Source organism: Ideonella lacteola (assembly GCF_038066555.1).
GTDB classification, from domain to species: domain Bacteria; phylum Pseudomonadota; class Gammaproteobacteria; order Burkholderiales; family Burkholderiaceae_C; genus Ideonella; species Ideonella lacteola.
Map to the genome: position 1 here is coordinate 386,957 of NZ_JBBUTG010000001.1, position 16,495 is coordinate 403,451.

Here is a 16,495-nt window from a genome sequence, read left to right on the forward strand (position 1 = left end):
GCGCGTCGCCTGGCTGGCACCCTGTTCAGCGTTGCCTTAGAAGATCTCGCGCACATGGACCGTCTTGCGGGTTTCCGGGGTGTAGACACCGAAGGCCGCGCGCGCCGAGGGGTCGCGGTCATAGGTGGCGGCACAACTGCCCTGGCGCGAACGTAGCCAAGCGAGGCCGGCCCCCGTGCTGGCGGGGTGGCTGGCCAGGCAAGACTGGTCGGCCGCGCTGCTGCCGAGGTTCAGTGCCAGGTCCACCGTGCCTGTCGAGCCGCCCGAGGGGGCGGCCAGCGTGAGGGTGCCGACGCCGCCCGAGATGGTGACGGCCGAGGCGGTGGTCGTCCAGGTGGCCGCGCTGCCCTTGTGGTCGCGGGTGTTGGAGAAGGCCACGGCAGATGCCGGGATGGTGCCGGTGCAAGCGGTGTCGGCGCTGTTCAGCACCCAGGCCAGGCCGCTCCAGTACTCCACCCGCACCGAGAGCGCCAGGCTGCTCTTTTCGCTGCCGTAGCCGTTGGCCAGTTGCAGGCGGCCACTTCGCAGGCTGGTGTTGCCCTCGACGGCACCGTTCGAGGTGACGCCATCGGCATCGGTGGCGCGCACCGTCATCGCGGTGGCCGAGTAGTCCTGCTTGCTGGTGAAGGTGTAGGCCGGTGTCACCGTGGCGATGCCCGCGGTGAACCGGCTGGCGGCCACGTTGGCCGCGCTGTCGAAGCTGCCCTTGCCGAAGCCGGCGTCCGTCAGCGTGGTGGCCTGGGCGAAGGTGGGGCTGGTGGCGGCGCTGCCGTCGTAGTTCACCGTGGTGCCGCCGCTGGCGTTCTCGGCCGTGATGCGGGTGGTGAAGGGCTGGCCGGAATAGGTGAACGGGCCACTGGCGCAGCTGGGCGTCACGGTGGTGTCGAAGTGATGCGGCGTGAACCGGCCCACGGCTCCGCCCGTGCCGGTGGTGCCACTGGCCGACAAACCGCTTGCGAGGTAGTTGCTTAGCGTGGCGGTGAGGTCGCCTCGGCCGACCTCGGTCCAACTCAGGTTGCTGGCGTTCGCCACGCCATTCGTGTAGCTGCCAAAGGTGCCGCTGAACACACCGTCGCTCGCGCCGGTGCCGGTGGGTTGTCGCCGGGTGAAGCCGAGCGTGGGCGCAGCGGGCGTGGTTTCCTTGCCGAAGTTCGGCGTGGCGTTGCCGCTGCTGTTACGCGCGGTCAGCGTGGCCGAGAAGGCGTTGCCGGCCTTGATGGGCCCGGCGGGCAGGTTGCTGAAGGCGAACGAGGCCGGAGCGGCGATGAAGCTGTCGCTGCCCGTCATCACCAGGTTGGCATCGCTGCCGCTGCCGGCGTAGCGCGCGGCGACACTCATCTGGCCCACGTCGGCGTATTGCACGGTGGTGCTCGCCGTGCCGGTGGCATCGAAGGCCAGCGTCACCGCCTGGCCCGTGCCGTCGCAGGCCGCGCTGGTGCTTTTGCTGGCGTTGAGCGCGCGCCCGCCCACGCGCACGGGCAGCGTGCCGGTGGTGGGGTTGGTGTAGCCGCAGGTGAAGGTGATGGACTTGCTGACGCTCGCGAACGCGGGGGTGCAGCTCAGTGCGTTGTCCGATTTGCGCACCGCCTTCACGCTCACGGTCTGCGACGCTTCGGCAGCATGGTCGGGCACATCGAAGAACAGGCCCGCATCCGCGGCGGTGAAGGTGCACGACGGGCTGCCGAAGTTGCAGGTGGTCGAGTTGCTGGGCGTGACGCTGAGGCCGGTGACGCCGAACACCACCGAGCCCGGCGTCGTCACCTGCACGTTCGTGGTGGTGGTGCTGCTGCCCGAGGCGATGTTGAACGTGGCGCCAGAGGGCCACACCACGCTGGGCGTTCCGGTGGCGGTGAGCGTGCCGCTGAGCCCGCCGGTGTAGGTGGTGGTGCAGGCGGCATCCTGGCAGGCTGCCACCGTCAAGGTGCTGGGCGTGCAGGTCAGGCCGCTGCCGCTGGCATGGCGGATCTCCACATGGTGCAGCGGTGGCAGGCAGCTGTGGCTGACGGTCATGTCGGCCGCGACCTCCAGCGTGCTGATCTCGTAGTTGTAGATGCTCACCTCATCCAGCCGGCCGTTCGCTGATGAAGACGTGGCGTTGGTGGGGATGTCGGCGGTGCGGTTGTCACCGAGGAACAGTGTGAGCAGGCTGTTGTCGATCACGCCGTTGGTGGTGGTGCTGGTCGCCCCCACCTGCACACCATTGACGAAGATGCGTGCGTTGCTCTGGCCGGTGCCGCTCTTCAGGCGCCAGGTGACGGCGATGTGCGTCCAGGTGCCGGCGGCGATGGTGCGCGCGCTGGAGGTCACGTCGACCAGCGCGCCCGCGGTGTCAGACACGACGAAGCGCAGCGCACCGTTGCTCTTGCGGGCGAGAAAGAACGGTCGCGTCGCAGAGCCGCTGGCGTCGAACAGCATCGCCTCGGGCGACGACACCCAGGCGGCGTTGCTGCGGTACCAGAAGCTGATGCCGCCGTCTTCGCCCAGGGCAGTGTCGACGTCGACGGTGGTGTCCACCGCTGAAATCGAGGTGTCGGTGTTCGCGGGAATGTCGATGGCGCGGCAGACGTAGCCGCCGGCGTGGCTGGCGGCGGAGCCCACACGCACACCGCTGTAGCCGTTGCCGGTGGAGTCGGTGACCTCGCCGACGCGGCCGGTGTACGAGTACTCGTCCATCCGGTACTCGGCCAGCCGCGTGGGCGAGCCGCTCGGGATGAACCAGCGAATGGCCGTGCCGTTGGCGTTGTAGCCGCTGTTGAACGAGTAGAGCGTGTAGTCGGTGTCCGAGACCTGCACGCCAATGGTGGCCGAGGCGCCGGTGGCGTTGTCGTTGCCGTACTGGTACTTGAACTCGCCGTTCTCGTACAGGATGATCTGGAAGGTGTACGGCGTGGTCGTGGAGTACTGGTACACGCCGTTCCACGAGACGACGAGGTAGCGGTTGGGTGAGCTGCCCTTTTGCTGCCAGGTGACGCCGCCCGAGCCCACGTGGCTCGGGTCGAGGTCGTCCCAGTAGCCCATGATCGTGCGGGCGGTCGGCGCAGCCGTGCAGCCCGTGTACCCCCCTGCGGTGCCCGCCGGCAGGTTGGTGTTGGTGTACGTGCGCATGAAGCCCGTGTCGGCGCCAAACTGCAGGGCGCCATTGGCGAGCACGCGAACAGACGAGTAGGTGGTGCCGGCGAACTTGAAGGTGAAGCCGCCGGTGAAGGTGATGGTCGCCTGGTCGTCGTCACCTGGGTACTGGGTGCACAGCCGATCCCACGCGATCGTGTTGAGGGTCGACTCCCACGAGTAGGTGTCGCTCTTGAAGGTGTAGGTCGCGGCTGCGGCGGGCAGCGGCAGGCCCAGCAGGCACCACCAGGCCAGCAGAAGGCACCACAACGAAAACGCGGCCCGCGTTGACCGCGGGGCCGCGTCTTTCCGGGTGGTGAAGCTGGCGAGGTGGCTCAGCATGGGCCCTCATGATGCCGCGCGGGGCGGCACCGTGGCGTCACAGGATGCCGATACCGGTGAAGGTGGCGGTGTAGCTGCCCTTGGTGATCGTGCAGGTCACCGAGGCGTCGGCTGCGATCGCGGCGGCGGTGATGGTGTAGCCGGTCGGCAGGCCACCTTGCAGCAGGCTCGACGCGTCGGTGCAGTTCGTGACGGCCTGGCCCTTGGAGGTGTTCACCTTGCGGGCGCCGTAGTTCACATTCATCGCCGAGGTGGCAGCGCCGGCCACGCCTTTGATGGCGGCGGTTTCGGCGTCTGACGACACGTCGACGAATTTCGGCATGGCCACGGCGGCCAGGATGCCCAGGATGACGATGACGACGATCAGCTCGATCATCGTGAAGCCGGCTTGCATACGTTTCATGGCAAATCTCCTAGAAAGAGAGAGGAACGGAGGAGGAACGGTTGTCGGGAATCAGGTTCATGGACAGGACGCATCAGTCAGCTCGATGCGGGGGGCCGCACCCGGCGATGCCGCCTGGGCGTAGATGAACTCGCATGTGCCGGCAACCTGGGTGGGCCGCAGCCGAGCCCGCAAGGCAGGCTGGCCGTCGAACCGCGCGGGTCGCCAGTCGATATCGGCGGCTTCTCCCCAGGAATTGACGGCTGCCGCGATTCCATCGAGGCTGGCCGCCGGCCAACCGTGAACTCCGACCACCTTCGTGCCCTGTATCAGCAGTTCGCCGCAGTCGGTGCTGCCCGGGGGCAGTGCCGCACGCTGGGCCTCGCAGCGCAGGTGAAATAGGTGGGCGGTGGACTGGGTCGTGGCCATCAGGCTCTTGAGCAGCACCTGCCTGGCCGCCACGCGCGATGAGGCGAGCCTCGGCAGCGCGAGCGCCACCAGAACGGCCACCACGATCAGCGCCACCATCGCCTCGAAGCGCGAGAAACCGGCCGCCGGCACAGGCCCGGCCCGGTGGCAGCCTGGACGGCATCTGCGCGTGCATCGGATGGGCGGTGGCATGAGGGTCCATCACCGTGGTCACGAGTGCGCGGCGGAGGCGGCGCGGCCCAGATCCCACATGGGCAGGAACACGCCCAGTGCCAACACAAGCACCAGCACGCCGAGGAAAACGATGAGGATCGGCTCGACCTGCTGGTTCAGCGTCTTCAGCTCGTACTGCACCTCGTTGCTGTACAGGTCGGCCACTTCTTCCATCAGCTCGTCGATCGCGCCGGTTTCTTCACCGACGCTGATCATCTGCAGCACCACCGGGGTGAAGACGCCCGCCGCCGCGGCCGAGCGGGTGACGGATTCACCTCGCTCGACGCTGTCGCGCATCCCATCGATGCGCTTGGCGATGTAGACGTTGTCCACGGTTTGCGCCACCGCGGCGAGCGCTCGCTCGATCGGCACGCCGCTCTTCAGGCTCATCGCGAAGCCCCGGGCGAAGCGGGCCAGCATCGCCTTGCGCACGATCTTGCCGGCCACCGGGATGTTGAGCACGAACTCGGCCCAGCGCAGCTCGCCCTCGGGTGTCTTGCGCCAGGCATTCCATCCCAGCGCCAGGCCGACGGCCATCAGCGCGATGAGCCAGCCGAAATCGATGGTGAAGCGCGATGTGGCCAGCAGGATTCGGGTGGGCAGGGGCAGCTCGGCGTGAAAGCTCTCGAACACGCCGGCAAAGGCCGGGATGACCAGCACGTTGATGACCCCGATCGCGATGACCATCGCCGACATCACGAACATCGGGTAGCGCAGCGCCGACTTGACCTGCTGACGCATGAACATCTCGAACTCGAGGTGCTTGAAGAGCCGATCGAACACCTCGTCCAGGCGCCCTGTCATCTCACCCACGCGCACCATCGCCACGAAAAAGCCGTTGAACAGGTGCGACTGCTGGGCGAACGACATCGACAGTTCGATGCCCGATTCGAGGCTGCGGCGCACCTCGGCCAGGCAGGCCTTCATGCCGGGATGGGTGGCCGATTCCTGCAGGCCGAGCAGTGCTCGCAGGATGGGCACACCCGATCGCATCAAGGTGTGCAACTGCCGGCAAAAGAGCATCAGCTCCACCGTGCCGACAGGCCCTTGCAGCATCTCTCTCAGGCGCTGCGGCCACGGCTTGGATGGGGCTTCTTCCGTGGGCGTGCTGACCTGCGCCTCGGCCTCGATGCGCAGCGGCGTGACGCCCCTTGCGAACAGCATGTCGGCCACCGCGTTGGCGTTGGGGCCCTCGAGCGTGCCGTGGACAGGCCCGGTGGCGCTGCGGCCGGTGTAGGCGTAGCGGATCATCGACCAGCCTCAGCGAGGGTGAGGCCGGCGCCGCGACGTGAAGCCGTTGGCGCGAGGAAAGCGAGGTGCGCGTGCACGGTGCGTTTCATCCGTCGAGCTGGGTGGCCACGCGCATCGCCTCTTCGATGGTCGTGCGGCCCTCGGTGGCCAGGCGCACCGCGTCGTGGCGCAGGGTCAGGCGGCCCATCTGCTTGCGCGCGGCCCGCGCGAAATCGGTGGGCTCGCCGTGGTTCATCGTCTCGACCAGCTCTTGAGTCATCTCGATGAACTCGTAGACGCCCGTGCGGCCCGAGTAGCCGGTGTCGTTGCACACCGGGCAACCGCGGCCATGGCGGAAGCGGTGGCGAGCCACTTCGTCTCCCAGTTCCAGCCTCAGCCATTCGAGCTGGTGGGGGTTCGGTGTCACGTCTTCGGCGCATTGCGGGCAGATCACCCGAACCAGCCGTTGCGCCAGCACCAGGGCCAGCGACATGGCCACCATGTAGCGCGGGATGCCCATGTCGATCAGCCTCAGCGGTGTCGACGGGGCATCGTTGGTGTGCAGCGTGGACAGCACGAGGTGGCCGGTGAGCGCGGCACGCATGCCGATCTCGGCGGTGGTCTGGTCGCGCATTTCGCCCACCAGGATCACGTCCGGGTCTTGCCGCAGGGTGGCCCGCAGGACACGGGCGAAGCTCAGCTCGATCTTCTCCATCACCTGCACCTGGTTCACGCCGGGCAGGCGGTATTCGACCGGGTCTTCCACCGTGATGATCTTGCGCTCGCTGTCGTTCAGCTCGTTGAGCGCGGCGTAGAGGGTGGTCGTCTTGCCCGAGCCGGTGGGCCCGGTGACGAGCACCATGCCGCTCGGGCGGGCGATGGCACGACGCAGCGCACGGTCGACGGCAGGCGGCAGGTTGACCTTGTCCAGCGAGAGCAGACCACCGCTCTGGCTGAGCAGGCGCATCACCACCGATTCGCCGTACTGGGTGGGCATGGTCGAGATCCGCACATCCACCGCGCCGTTGCGCAGCTTCACGTGGAAGCGGCCGTCTTGCGGCAGACGCTTCTCGGAGATGTCCAGGCCCGACATCAGCTTCAACCGCAGGGCCACCGCGGTGGCGATCTTCGGGTCGGCCTCGGTCTGGATGTGCAGCACGCCGTCGATGCGAAATCGGATGCGCAACGTGCGTTCCTGCGGCTCGATGTGCACGTCCGAGGCGCGCACGCGCAGCGCCTCTTCGAACACCGAGTGCAGCAGCCGCACGACAGGCGCGTCTTCGGTGCTGGCGGTGGACAGGCCGAGCAGGTCGCCGAATTCTTCGGTGACGTTGGCCAGGTCGGCCTGCAGCGCCTGGGCGTGGCCAGCGATCTCTTCGGTGCTGTGGTAGCTGCGGTCGAGGGCGGCCAGCAGCTGGCTTTCGGCGGCCACGGCCAGATCGATCTCGCGCTTGAGCAGGCGGTTCAGTTCGTCCCAGGCGGCCACGTCGGTCGGGTCGGCCATGGCCACGCGAAGGCCGCTGGCGGTTTCTTCCAACGGCAGCGCGCGCATCCGCCGGGCCTGGCCTTCGGGCAGCAGGCGTGCAATCTCGGGGCGAATGACGCGGCTCGTCAGATCGACGAAGGGGGCGCGCAGCTGCCGTGCCACGGCCTTGGCGATCTGCACCTCGGTGACGAAGCCCGAGTCGATGAAGATGCGACCGAGCTTGCGGCCGGATTGCTTCTGCTCGACCAGTGCCTTGTCGAGCTGCTCGGATGAGATGAGCTGCTCCTGTATCAGCAGGTCGCCGAGGCGGATGCGTTCAGGGCGGGCCATCGGAAAGCGTCCTGCGTCGTCAGTGGGTGAGGGTGCTGTCCAGCTTCAGGCTGGAGCCGGGCATCGCGAGGCGGCCGGCGGCGTGGGCGTCCAGCTGGGCCAGCGGGGTGCTGGTCACGGCCGGTGCTGCCTGCGCCGTGGGAGCCTCGGGCCAGTTCGCACCGTCGCCCTGGATCACCGTGGGCTTGATGAGGATGACCAGTTCGCGCTTCGTGCTGACATCGCTGGTCTGCCGGAACAGACCGCCCACGACCGGCGCTTCGGACAGGCCCGGCACGCCGCTGCGCGAATTGGCGCTCTGGTGGATCATCAGACCGCCGATGGCCACGATCTGGCCATCGCCGATGCGCACGATGCTGTCGGTCTCGTTCACCGTCGAGGCGGCCAGAGGCAGCCGGAAGTTGCCGAGCGAGCCCAGGTCGATCGCCTTGGTTTTCTCGGCCACGTTGCTGATGGCGGGGTGCACGTGCAGGATGACCGCGCCGGTGTCGTCGATCTGCGGGGTCACATCCAGCACGATGCCGGAGAAGAACGGCGTCAGCGTCAACGTGGGCGAAGAGACGGCCGAATTGCCGGCCGTGGTGGTGGTGGTCTGCAGCCCGGTGACGAACATCTCGTCGCTGCCCACCTTGAGCACGGCCTTCTGGTTGTTCAGCGTGGCCACGCGCGGGCTGGACAGCACCGACACATCGCCTTGCGTCTGCAGGAAGTTGATCAGCGCGGCGAAGTTGGGCGACTGCAAGGCCAGGCCGTAGAAGCCGCGTCCGGTGGCGCTGGTGCTGATGTTGCTGGCGGGCGTGCTGCCCACGTCGCCGGAGGTGAGCGCGCCGGTGGTGCCGAGCGTGATGCCGGCGCCGACCACGCCGAACGAGCCGGCCAGCTTGTCACCCAGCACGCGACCGAAGCCGCCCCAGTTGATGCCGGCTTGAGCGTCTTTCGACAGCTGCACCTCGATGATCTTGGCTTCCAGCATCACCTGGCGTTCGACCGAGAGCTGGATGGCGCTGAGGTACTTTTCGACCTGCTGAAGCTCGCTGGGGGTGGCCTTGACGACGATCACGCCGGCAGCGGGGTTCATCACCACCCCACGACCATTGGTGCTGCCGATGAGTGCATTCAGCGATGCCTGAACTTCAGCCCAGAAATCGGCGTCGCTGGTGGTGCGCACCTGGGCGCTGTTGTCCACCCGGCCGTTGCCTTGCGGCCCCGAGTTGTTCTGCGAGGAGCTGGAGCTGTTGCTCCCGGTGCTGCCATTGGTGCCGGTGCTGCCGGTGACGGCCATCGACGCCGAGCCGGTGTTGACCCGCAGGTCCGAAGCGCCTTGACGGCGGCCAGGCAGGTAGTTGATCTTGAACAGGCGCGACTGCACGGTGTTGGGCAGCACCAGCACCCGCGTGCCGTTGACCTTGAAGTCGTAGCCGTAGAGGTCGCGCAGCGACTCCAGCGCCTCGACCACCGTCACGTTCTTCAGCGTCACGGTGATGTTGCCGGCCACCTCGGGGGTCACCAGCATGCTGTACGGCGTGCCGCTGCCGATCTGCATGAAGACCTGCGCGGCCGGGGCGTTGTTGACCGAGAGGTCGAAGCGGCCCGGGTCCGCCGCCCACGCGCTGGTGCCCAGGACCAGGCTGGCGGCCAGGGCCGGCAGGCGACGCCACAGCCGGTTGACAGGGCCGTGGCCCGCGATCGGGGAAGAGGTGCAGTTCATGGGCGTTGTCCTTCGCGTCCGCCGCGACCAAGGGTGCCGGCCGTTGTTGCAGCGCCGGAGGTCAGAACGGCCGCTCGTGGCCGCGATTCGGTGCCGTCGGCCCGGGTGGGCGCGGCAGCAGGTGTTCGTTGGGACGAAGCCGTGGTCGGCATCGCCGGGCCGCCGTCGCGCTTGGCAATGGCTGCGGAAATCAGCAGCAGGCGTTGCGTGTGGCCCTGGCCGTCGCGCAGCGTGAGGCCTTCGGCGTCGATGGTGATCACTCGCGCGGCGCCGATGGCGTCGCCGGCCTGCACGAAGCGGCCATCCACCAGCGCGCTGGCCTGGCCGTTGGTGCCGACCTGCAGCGACTGCAGCTGCGGGGCCGCGGCGGGCGGGGCCGAGGCAGCACCAGCGGCGTGGGCCGAGCGCGGTGCCGAGCCGGCTTCAGCGGCGGCGGCGGGGGGCCGGGTGGGGTCGGCCCAGGCCGTCGCTGTGGCGGAGGCGGCTTGCGCTTGGGCCGGCCCGGGCGTGACGGCCAGGCCGAGCATGAGTGCCAGCCACAGACCCGGCAGCGCGACTGAGAGGCAGGTGGGCAGGCTCCGGCCGAGGGGCCGGGTGCAGGCACCGGGCGGCAGGGGGCGTCTGGCGAACCAGCGTGTCATCGTCACAGCTCCAGCCAGGCCTGGTCGAGGCTCAGCGTGTAGACCGTGAGGCTGAGCTGCACGGTGGGGTGTTTCTCGACCTTCAGCTTGATGCCGCCCCACAGCAGGCGCGGGCCCGGCAGGCCTTCGAGTGCGGAGAGGTAGCCCATCAGATCGGCGTACTGGCCCTCGACCGTGATCTCCACCCCATGGCGGTACAGCGGTGCGCCATCGGCAGGGGCGGGCACGACCGCCGGTAGTACCCCGGGATTCACAGCGGGATTCACGGCGGCCGCTGAGGGCGCCGGTGCCGCCAGCGTGGTCGCCAGGGCCGGCGCGGCCGACGCTGCGGCAGTGGGCAACAAGGCGACGGCCGGGCGGGGCGTGGTCGCGGCAGGCAGGGGCAGCCGAGCGTCCTGCGGCGGCAGGGTCTTCAGACCGATGACCTTCACCGCGCCGCCCTTGGGCAGCATTTGTTCCAGCAGGGCCACCATGCGGTCGGGCCCGATCAGCCCGGCTTGGGTGTCGAGCAGGGCCTTGGCGCCTTGCTGGGTGCGTTGGCGCCATTGGGCGATGTCGGCGTCCAGCTCGCGGCGCTGGGATTCGCCCACCACGCGGCGGCGCTCGGATTCTTCGGCCAGCACCTGCTGGTCGGCCTTCGCCGCGGCCAGCGCCGTCGAGGCGGTGTTGAAGTGCTTGAAGGCCGGTGCGAGCCAGAAGCGGTCACCCGCGAGCAGCAGCAGCGCCACGGCGGCCAGCAGCATCATGAGGCGCTCTCGCTTAGGCCGTGCGTCGAAACGGCGGGCCTGGGCGCGCAGCTTGCGGTTCAGCTCGAACAGGTGATCCTGCCAGTTCATCACTTCGCTCCCGGGGGCGTGGCGGCCCCCACGCCGGCGAGGGTGAAGGCCGTGAGACCGTCGTCCTGCGCGAGCTGCAGACGGGCGAACTGGCGGCCCTTGAAGCTGCCTTCCTGATTCAGCCGCTGCAGGTAGCCAGGCAGCGCTGCGGGGTCGGTCATGCGGCCTTCGATCTCGATCGCGCCGCTTTGCGGGGCCACGCTGAAGCCGGTGATCCAGACCGAGGCCTGGCTCTGGCGCGACAGCGCCATGAAGTAGGGCGTGTAGCCGGTGCTGCCGCGCTGCAGGTGATCGTCGATCTGGGCGCGAAGCCGGCGTTGATCGGCCTCCAGGTTCTGCAGGCGGGTGCGTTCGGCGGCCAGGCGCTGGATGGCCTCGGCGCCGCCAGGGTCGCGGGCTTCCAACTGCGCCCGTTGCATGGGCAGCACCTGTGCGATCGCGTCGGCGCGGTGTTGGCGGTGCTGGGCCCAGGTGTCCAGCCCCTGGCCCAGGGCCCAGCAGCCGGCCAGCGCGCCCGCCAGCGACCACAGGGCCTGGCTGGCCCGCCAGGGCTGAGGTGCGGGGCGCAGCGACGGGGGGTCGAGGTTCAGATCGGGCTGGCGCGAGGGCTCGGTGCTCGGCGCCTCGATCGGGCTCTCGGCGGCGGCTTTGGGCTCGGCCACGGGCCGCAGCGCCGCACCGATCGCCACCCAGTGGTCGCTCAGGTCGACGTCGGCCGGCAGACGAGAGAGGTCGAGCTTTTCCTGGATGCGCGCCACCAGCACCGGCACGTAGAGCAGCTCGCGCACGAAATCGGCAAAGGGCTCGGCACCGGGGCCGGGCAGCACGTCCAGCCGTTCCAGGCTCACCTGGGTGAAGACGCGGTCGAAACTGTCGAGCGTGCGCTGCAGTTCGAGCCCCGCGCGCTCCATCGCTTGTTGGCGTGTCTCGTCGTTGGCATCGGCCAACTGGGCGCGTGGCACTTCGATCTGTCGCGACAGCAGCAGCGCGCCCGCCACCGTGATGACCAGCAGCGCGTGGGTGTCGCCCAGGTGCAGCAGGGCATGGCCGCGGTGTGGCGAGGCCAGCAGCGCACCCAGGTTGCGCAGGGCTGTTTCGGCCACATCGATGGCGTGCCACGACCAGCCGGTGTCGTCGCCATCGCTTCGCAGGGCATCACGGGCGGGGCCGGGGGCCGCCACCGCGATGACGGTGCGCTGGTTGCGTGGGCCGGCCTGGGCCGGCATGGGCAGCAGGTCGATGGCGGCGCCATCCACCGGGAATTCGATCTGGTCTTTCAGGCGCCAGCGCAGGGCATCGCGCCACTCGTGGCGCGGCATGTCGGGCGCTTCGGCCTGCACCAGCTGGTATTGGCTGCGCTCCAGAAGCGCCACACTGGCCCAGCGGCCCCACGGCACCGAGCGCCGGGCACGCCGCAGCACCAGGGCGGATGAGCGGCCGGCCTCGCTGTGCAGCCACCGCACGACCGGGCGCTCGCCCGGTTCAACCAGGGCGAAGCGAACATGCGCGGCCTGCGGAACGCAAGCGATCCAGCCGGCTACGGCGGGGCGACGGAGGTGGAGGGTGGGCACAGTCGAAGACAGTCGTTTTCGCCTCCTATGGTGAGCGGACGGGCCATGCGGCAGTCGCTCGAAAAGCGGCGTTGAATGCCTTCAAACGGCGTCTGTGGGGCCCCTGCAGGGCCGTGAGAGCCGTTCTCGCAGGGCTCGCGGCCCGTGCCTCGTCAAAGCGTGCGAGGGCCTTGCGGTGTGTCGAGTTCGGCCGTCAGCCGGCAGCGATCGCCCGGCTCGACAACCACGCGAGGGTCGGCCAGATGCGGTGCCAGTTGCCCCGCGAGTTGCTCGGCGCGCGGGTGCTGGATGGTCAGCCGGCGCAGCGTGCAGCCCGCATCGGCCATGCGGCCGGAGGGGTGCGGGCCCTCGGGCCATTCGATCAACGTGGGGAATGCGCCATCGAACGGCATGGCGCCATCGTCTGACACACCGATCCGCCAGGTCAGCGTGCCGCGGCTCACCTGCACCGCCGGGCCGGCCGCGCCCGCCACCTCGCCCAAGGCTGCGTGGAGCGAGGAGCAGCCGGCCACCCACGTCCACAACCGGGGCGAGCGCGACAGTTCGGCCCGCGCGGCAGGGCTGTCCAGAGCGAACCATCGAGGGCGGCCGGGTCGCGTGTCCGCTTGCGGCGCGATCACTTCCAGGAACAGGCCCTCGCCGAGCCGCATCAGGTGGTTGTGTGTGCCCATCAGCGGGTGCACGCCCCCCGGCGGTATGGCCACGCCCAGGCGCTCTTGGGCCCAGGCCACGCCCTCGGCGAGATCGAGGGCGGCGACAGTAATGTGGTCGAGTTGCAGCTTCATTCGGACGATCAGGCGTTGGCGGCGGCGCCGCGGGCCCGCTGGACTTCGGTGCGTGGCGGCGCGCCGAACAGGCGCCGGTACTCGCGGCTGAACTGCGAGGGGCTTTCATAGCCCACACGGTGGGCCGCTGCGGCCGCGTCGACACCCTCGGCCATCATCAACTGGCGCGCATGGTGCAGGCGCAACTGCTTTTGATACTGCAGCGGCGACATCGAGGTGAACTGTTTGAAGTGCTGGTGCAGGCTGGAGGTGCTCATGTGCGCGGCCTCGGCCACCTCGTCGATTCGCAAGGGTTCGGCGAACCGCCGCTTGAGCAGATCGATCGCCCGGGCGATGCGTTGGGCGTGGCTCTCAGCCACCGCGAGGGCCCGCAGTCGAGGGCCAAGCTCTCCCGTCAGCACGCGGTAGAAGATCTCGCGCCAGGCCAGCGGTGCCAGCACCGACACGTCGGCTGGCTTGTCCAGCAGCTTCAGCAGCCGCCAGACCGCATCCAGCAATTCGGGCGAGCTGGGGGCCACCTGCAGACCGCGTTCGAGCGGCGGGCTCGATGGTGAGCGCGAGACCGCCCCCGCTTCCAGCACCAGCGCGGCGAGGTCTTGGGTGTCGGCAGCCAGACGCAGGCACAGGTAAGGCGCTTCGGACGAAGCTTCGGTCACCTGGCTGGTGGGCAGCATGGTCATCGACACGACCAGGTGGTGCAGCGGGTCGTACTGCAGCACTTCCTGTCCGAGCCGGGCCTGCTTGCGGCCCTGCAGCACGACCACCACGCCGGGTTCGTAGACCACCGGCAGTCGCTCGCCAGGCGCATCGGCGCGGATGATGTGCAAGCCGCGGATCGGCGTGTCGTGGGACCCCGCCCGCGGTGCGAAGCGCAGCGCGATGGCCTTCATCTCGGCCTGATGCCGGTGATCGAAGGCGGGGGCGTGGGGATCGCTCGCGTGCAGCGGCACGGCGTCATCGGTGGCAATGTCGGCCATGCGGCCGATTGTGGCGCGCCACCGCCGGGCAGACCCGGGCGGCCGATCGGTTCTGGACGAACAGGCAAGCATGGCCGAGCAATCGGCTATCGCCTCGCGGGGCGCGGCGCCTACGCTCATGCTTGTCTGCGCTGCGATGCGCCTTCACCACGTTCCTCAGGAGACTGCACATGAACAAGACCCCATTTCCACATCGTCGTCTCGGACAAGGAGACCTTCGGGTCTCGGCCATTGGGTTGGGCTGCATGGGCATGTCCGACTTCTACGGCGCCGCCGAAGACGGCCGGTCGATCGCCGTGCTGAACCATGCCCTCGACAGGGGGATCAACTTCCTCGACACCGCCGACATGTATGGCGTGGGTGCCAATGAGCGGCTGCTCGCCACGGTGTTGAAGCAGCGGCGCGATGAGGTCGTGCTTGCCACCAAGTTCGGCAACGTACGCCTGGAAGACGGCACCTTCGTGCGGGTGGATGGCCGGCCCGAGTATGTGAAGGCCGCGTGCGATGCCAGCCTGCAGCGCCTGGGGGTTGACCACATCGACCTGTACTACCAGCACCGGGTCGACCGCCAGGTGCCGATCGAGGACACGGTGGGTGCCATGGCCGATCTGGTGAAGGCCGGCAAGGTGCGCCACCTCGGCCTGTCGGAGGCCAGTGCCCAGACCATTCGCCGTGCCGCTGCGGTTCACCCCATCGCCGCCCTGCAGACCGAGTACTCGCTGTGGACTCGGGACGTCGAGGCGCAGATCCTGCCGACTTGCCGTGAACTGGGGATCGGCCTGGTGCCCTATTCGCCGCTGGGACGCGGCTTTCTGGCGGGGCAGTTCCGATCGCCCGACGCCTTGGATGCGCAGGATTGGCGCCGGCAGAACCCGCGCTTCCAGGGCGACAACCTGGCGCGCAACCTGGCCCTCGCTGACGCCGTGGCCACGCTGGCGGCCGCCGAGGGGGCCACCTCGGCCCAACTCGCGCTGGCGTGGCTGCTGCGCCAGGGCGAAGACATCGTGCCGATTCCGGGTACCCGACGCATCGAGCGGTTGGACGAGAACGCCGGCGCTGCCCACCTCATGCTGGCGGACGCCTCCTGGCAGGCGCTCGAACGGCTGTTGGCTCAGCACCCGGTGGCGGGCGAGCGCTACCCGGCTGCGGGCATGGCGATGGTCAATGCCTGAAGGTGGCCTCAGTGGTGTGTGTTGAACAAGGCCTGCAGCAGCCCGTCGTTCCACACGCACCGTGAGGTGGCCGTGTTGTCGACCAGGTCGAGCATGATGCGGTCGGCGGTGTCCGTCGAGGGCTTGGGGCCCTGGCCCTCGACATACGACAGCACCTTGCCGTAGCCCGCCGGCTCGCGCACCTTGCACGGCTGGGTGTTGTTGTTGACCTTCTTGTAGGTCCACCACGCCCAGCCGATGTTGTGGGTGTCGAGCAGGTCGACCATGCCTTGCGCCCACGCATTGCTGTTCTCGCCAGTCTCGGCGTTCCACAGCGGCACGTTGTGCTTGTCGCGGATGTCGAGGTAACCCTGGATCGAGTCCTGGTTGTTCTTGTCCCAGTACTTGTGGAAGACCAGGGCCATGTTGTCGTCCCACGGCGGCAGGATGGTGCGCATGGCCGCCGGCGAGCCGCACCACTCTGTGCCGCACGCGAAGAGGATGTGGTTCGTGTCCACCTCGCGGATTGCGGCGCTGAGCTTGACGTAGAACGCCCGCAGCTTGTCACCGCCACTGCGTGGCTTGGACTTGCTGACGATCGGTTCATCGAGCAACTCGTAGCCGGCCACGGTGGTGTCTTGCGCATAGCGCTGCGCGATGGCCTGCCACAGCCGTATCGTCCACGGTTGGTAGACATCCGGCTCCGTCCACAGGTGGGGCACGCCGTCGACCGTGTCGGACATCAGCTCGTTGCTTTGCGCTCCGGGCGCCGCATGCAGGCAGATCACCACATGGATGTCGTGGGCACGCGCCCAGCCGATCATCTGATCGAGCCAGTCCCAGCCGCTTTGCAGGTAGACCCCATCAGCCGGTGACAGCCAGTGGTGGTTGACGGAAATGCGCAAGGTGTTGACGCCCCATCGCTGCATGCGCGCGAAGTCGTCTTCCGTCATGATGTTGCGCTTCCAGGACTGCCAGTAGCGCTCATAGGCCGAAGGGCTCATCATGTCGGCGAGCGTCTCGTGGATGCGCGTGTCGCCGTAGTACCAGAGGTATTTGCCGTCTCCGTCGGGCCACTCGATCATGTAGGCCTCGACGTTCGTCCATTCGCCGACGCCGAAGCCTTTCATCACCACATTCTTGCCGGCGGCATCGACGATGCGCGGGCCGTCCACGCGCCAGCCGGCCCACGACTCGGGTGGCTGCGCGGCGGCCGGCGTGGCGATACACAGGGCCGCGGCCAGGGCGGCCATCTGTGTGGCCATTCTTGCGGCCATCTTTGCGGCAGCGTGCTTGAACATGGTGC

13 protein-coding genes are annotated in these 16,495 nt (G+C 68.6%); 1 reads left to right on the forward strand and 12 read right to left on the reverse strand.

The annotated features are described in order from the left end of the window. Nucleotides 1-36: 36 nt before the first annotated feature. From AACH06_RS01605 to AACH06_RS01655, 11 genes are all read right to left on the reverse strand, one after another. Nucleotides 37-3,450, reverse strand: coding sequence for a DUF6701 domain-containing protein (locus tag AACH06_RS01605; RefSeq protein ID WP_341423839.1), 3,414 nt, complete (start codon nt 3,448-3,450; stop codon nt 37-39). A 37-nt stretch (nt 3,451-3,487) separates the two neighbouring features. Further along, complete coding sequence (locus AACH06_RS01610; protein ID WP_341423840.1) at nt 3,488-3,853, reverse strand: pilin; 366 nt, start codon at nt 3,851-3,853, stop codon at nt 3,488-3,490. A 57-nt stretch (nt 3,854-3,910) separates the two neighbouring features. After that, nucleotides 3,911-4,360 (reverse strand): hypothetical protein, encoded by a 450-nt coding sequence (locus tag AACH06_RS01615; protein WP_341423841.1) that lies wholly within the window; start codon nt 4,358-4,360, stop codon nt 3,911-3,913. A 111-nt stretch (nt 4,361-4,471) separates the two neighbouring features. Continuing rightward, complete coding sequence (locus AACH06_RS01620; RefSeq protein ID WP_341423842.1) at nt 4,472-5,725, reverse strand: type II secretion system F family protein; 1,254 nt, start codon at nt 5,723-5,725, stop codon at nt 4,472-4,474. Nucleotides 5,726-5,810: 85 nt separating this feature from the next. Beyond that, entirely contained in the window at nt 5,811-7,520 is a 1,710-nt protein-coding gene (locus AACH06_RS01625) for a GspE/PulE family protein (protein WP_341423843.1), read from the reverse strand. 19 nt (nt 7,521-7,539) lie between these two features. Next, nucleotides 7,540-9,228, reverse strand: coding sequence for a pilus (MSHA type) biogenesis protein MshL (gene mshL / locus AACH06_RS01630; RefSeq protein ID WP_341423844.1), 1,689 nt, complete (start codon nt 9,226-9,228; stop codon nt 7,540-7,542). Beyond that, a complete protein-coding gene (locus AACH06_RS01635; RefSeq protein WP_341423845.1) occupies nt 9,225-9,869 on the reverse strand; it encodes a hypothetical protein in 645 nt (214 codons plus the stop codon). The genes mshL and AACH06_RS01635 overlap by 4 nt, the downstream gene beginning before the upstream one ends. 2 nt (nt 9,870-9,871) lie before the next feature. Then, on the reverse strand, nt 9,872-10,705 hold the full coding sequence (locus tag AACH06_RS01640; protein ID WP_341423846.1) for a hypothetical protein: 834 nt from the start codon (nt 10,703-10,705) through the stop codon (nt 9,872-9,874). Then, nucleotides 10,705-12,276 (reverse strand): PilN domain-containing protein, encoded by a 1,572-nt coding sequence (locus AACH06_RS01645; protein ID WP_341423847.1) that lies wholly within the window; start codon nt 12,274-12,276, stop codon nt 10,705-10,707. Before AACH06_RS01645 ends, AACH06_RS01640 begins: the two co-directional genes overlap by 1 nt. 152 nt (nt 12,277-12,428) lie before the next feature. Continuing rightward, the gene (locus AACH06_RS01650) at nt 12,429-13,061 is read right to left on the reverse strand and encodes a VOC family protein (protein WP_341423848.1); all 633 of its coding nucleotides are present in this window, start codon (nt 13,059-13,061) and stop codon (nt 12,429-12,431) included. A gap of 8 nt (nt 13,062-13,069) precedes the next feature. Then, nucleotides 13,070-14,038, reverse strand: a complete 969-nt coding sequence (locus AACH06_RS01655) for an AraC family transcriptional regulator (RefSeq protein ID WP_341423849.1) — start codon at nt 14,036-14,038, stop codon at nt 13,070-13,072. A 170-nt stretch (nt 14,039-14,208) separates the two neighbouring features. Between AACH06_RS01655 and AACH06_RS01660 the strand changes: the two genes are divergently transcribed. After that, nucleotides 14,209-15,210 carry an aldo/keto reductase gene (locus tag AACH06_RS01660; protein WP_341423850.1) on the forward strand — a complete coding sequence of 334 codons (1,002 nt, stop codon included), beginning with the start codon at nt 14,209-14,211 and terminating at the stop codon, nt 15,208-15,210. 8 nt (nt 15,211-15,218) lie between these two features. Here the strand turns inward: AACH06_RS01660 and AACH06_RS01665 are convergent, their stop codons facing one another. After that, on the reverse strand, nt 15,219-16,490 hold the full coding sequence (locus AACH06_RS01665; RefSeq protein ID WP_341423851.1) for a glycoside hydrolase family 5 protein: 1,272 nt from the start codon (nt 16,488-16,490) through the stop codon (nt 15,219-15,221). Nucleotides 16,491-16,495 lie beyond the last annotated feature (5 nt).

Coding starts and splice junctions, on each gene's coding strand:
- AACH06_RS01605 (WP_341423839.1), bottom strand. CDS start 3,450: ATGCTGAGCCACCTCGCCAGCTTCACCACCCGGAAAGACGCGGCCCCG.
- AACH06_RS01610 (WP_341423840.1), bottom strand. CDS start 3,853: ATGAAACGTATGCAAGCCGGCTTCACGATGATCGAGCTGATCGTCGTC.
- AACH06_RS01615 (WP_341423841.1), bottom strand. CDS start 4,360: ATGGTGGCGCTGATCGTGGTGGCCGTTCTGGTGGCGCTCGCGCTGCCG.
- AACH06_RS01620 (WP_341423842.1), bottom strand. CDS start 5,725: ATGATCCGCTACGCCTACACCGGCCGCAGCGCCACCGGGCCTGTCCAC.
- AACH06_RS01625 (WP_341423843.1), bottom strand. CDS start 7,520: ATGGCCCGCCCTGAACGCATCCGCCTCGGCGACCTGCTGATACAGGAG.
- mshL (WP_341423844.1), bottom strand. CDS start 9,228: ATGAACTGCACCTCTTCCCCGATCGCGGGCCACGGCCCTGTCAACCGG.
- AACH06_RS01635 (WP_341423845.1), bottom strand. CDS start 9,869: ATGACACGCTGGTTCGCCAGACGCCCCCTGCCGCCCGGTGCCTGCACC.
- AACH06_RS01640 (WP_341423846.1), bottom strand. CDS start 10,705: ATGAACTGGCAGGATCACCTGTTCGAGCTGAACCGCAAGCTGCGCGCC.
- AACH06_RS01650 (WP_341423848.1), bottom strand. CDS start 13,061: ATGAAGCTGCAACTCGACCACATTACTGTCGCCGCCCTCGATCTCGCC.
- AACH06_RS01655 (WP_341423849.1), bottom strand. CDS start 14,038: ATGGCCGACATTGCCACCGATGACGCCGTGCCGCTGCACGCGAGCGAT.
- AACH06_RS01660 (WP_341423850.1), top strand. CDS start 14,209: ATGAACAAGACCCCATTTCCACATCGTCGTCTCGGACAAGGAGACCTT.
- AACH06_RS01665 (WP_341423851.1), bottom strand. CDS start 16,490: ATGTTCAAGCACGCTGCCGCAAAGATGGCCGCAAGAATGGCCACACAG.